1 protein-coding gene is annotated in these 1,937 nt (G+C 68.2%); it reads left to right on the top strand.

The features are described from left to right. The first annotated feature begins 42 nt into the window (after positions 1-42). Positions 43-1,743 (top strand): class I adenylate-forming enzyme family protein, encoded by a 1,701-nt coding sequence (locus RMO97_RS18775; protein ID WP_310542536.1) that lies wholly within the window; start codon positions 43-45, stop codon positions 1,741-1,743. Positions 1,744-1,937 lie beyond the last annotated feature (194 nt).

The raw sequence follows: 1,937 nt of genomic DNA, 5'->3' as shown, positions 1-1,937 counted from the left end.
ATGGAGCCACACGCAAAAATCAAAAAACGCCGGGACGAAACAATGCACTACGCGGAACTCAAGCAGGCCTGGGCCGAGCTAACGGCCCCTGGACAGCCCTTCGAGGTCGAGGCGATCGAGGTCCGCGGGAACACCATCCGCAGCTACAAGCACGCCCCGCCCAATATCCGCGCCGTCTGGCTGTCCACCGCCGCCTACGCCGACCGCGTCTACATGGTCTACGAGGACGAGCGCGTCACCTATGCGCAGGCCCACCAACGGGTGAACGCCATCGCCGCCTGGCTGTGGGGCCAGGGCGTGCGCCCCGGCGACCGGGTGGCCATCGCCATGCGCAACTATCCCGAATGGATGCTGCTCTACTGGGCCTGCGTCTGCCTCGGCGTCGCGGCCGTGGGCATGAACGCCTGGTGGGTGACCGACGAGCTGGAATACGCCCTCAAGGACAGCGCACCGAAGGTGGTCTTCTGTGATGAAGAGCGCCTGGCCCGCATTCTTGAGCGCCCGGCCATGGCCGCCGACACCCGCCTCGTCGTCACCCGCATGGCTGATCCGCCGGAGGGCGTCCTGCCGTTCTCCGAGGTGTTGAGCGGGGGCGGCGACATGCCGGAGGTCCAGGTCGATCCCGACGCCGACGCCTGCATCTTCTACACCTCGGGCACCACGGGCTTCCCCAAGGGGGCCCAGCTCACCCATCGCGGCTGCGTCGCCAACCTGATGAACATGGGCTTCTCCGGCCAGGTCCAGGGCCTGGCGACGATGCGCGCCAACGGCATCGACCCGGCCGCCGCGCCGCCGCCGGGAACCCCCGTCGGCCTGATCGTCACCCCGCTGTTCCACGTCACCGCCAACAACTGCGCCGCCTACCTGATCACCGCGGCGGGCGGGACCATGGTGCTGATGTACAAGTGGGATGCGGGCGAGGCCCTGAAGCTGATCGAGCGGGAGAAGGTCACCGCCCTCAGCGGCGTGCCCACCATGGCCCGCGAGGTGATCACCCACCCCGACTTCGCCAAGACCGACACCTCCAGCCTGCTGTCGCTCGGTGGCGGCGGCGCCCAGCTGCAGCCCGACCTGGTGGCCAAGATCGACTCCGCCGTCGCCACAGCCCGGCCCAACACCGGCTACGGTATGACCGAGACCTGCGGTATCATCACCGCCATCGCCGCCGACTTCTTCGTCGACAAGCCCGAGAGCTGCGGCCCGGCCATGCCCACCTTCGAGGCGCGATGCGTGGACGATGACGGCGCCACACTGCCGCCGGGCGCGGTGGGCGAGCTCTGGGTCAAGGGTGCGCCGGTGATCAAGGGCTACCTCAACCGTCCCGACGCGACGGCCGAGAGCATCACCAACGGCTGGCTGCACACCGGCGACGTCGCCCGCATCGACGAGGACGGCTTCATCTTCATCGTCGACCGCAAGAAGGACATGGTCCTGCGCGGGGGCGAGAACGTCTACTGCGCCGAGGTCGAGGCCGCCGCCTACCGTCACCCGGCGATCGCCGAGGCCTGCGTCTTCGGCGTGCCCGACGAGCGCCTGGGCGAAGAGGTCGGCGCCGCCGTCCTGCTGCGCCCCGGCCACAGCCTCACCGCCGACGGCCTGCGCGCCCACTGCATGACCGTCATGGCCAAGCACAAGGCCCCCCGCTACGTCTGGTTCCTCGACGACGCCATCCCGAGGAACGCCTCGGGCAAGTTCCTCAAACGCGCCCTGCGCGAAAGCCTGAAGGTCGAGGACGCGGGGTAGCGCTGCATTTCCCCCCCCCTGTTTTGTTTGGACCGGGGACATCCGTGACAGGCGTTCGGAGACATCCGTGGCACTGTGAGATTGGTCGCTTTGCCCATGCAGGTCGATGGTGGCGATCTTGGTTGAGCGGAAGACGACGTCGTAGAGACCGTCGGTGGACGTAGGTCGGACGGCGACGATCTTGCCGCTGAAGG

Origin of the sequence: Phenylobacterium sp., from assembly GCF_031425575.1 — a bacterium.
Classification (GTDB): Bacteria; Pseudomonadota; Alphaproteobacteria; order Caulobacterales; family Caulobacteraceae; genus Phenylobacterium.
This window is presented reverse-complemented; position numbering and strand designations above follow the sequence as displayed.

Excerpts from the sequence above, each read along its gene's own strand:
- RMO97_RS18775 (WP_310542536.1), top strand. The coding sequence starts at position 43 with ATGCACTACGCGGAACTCAAGCAGGCCTGGGCCGAGCTAACGGCCCCT.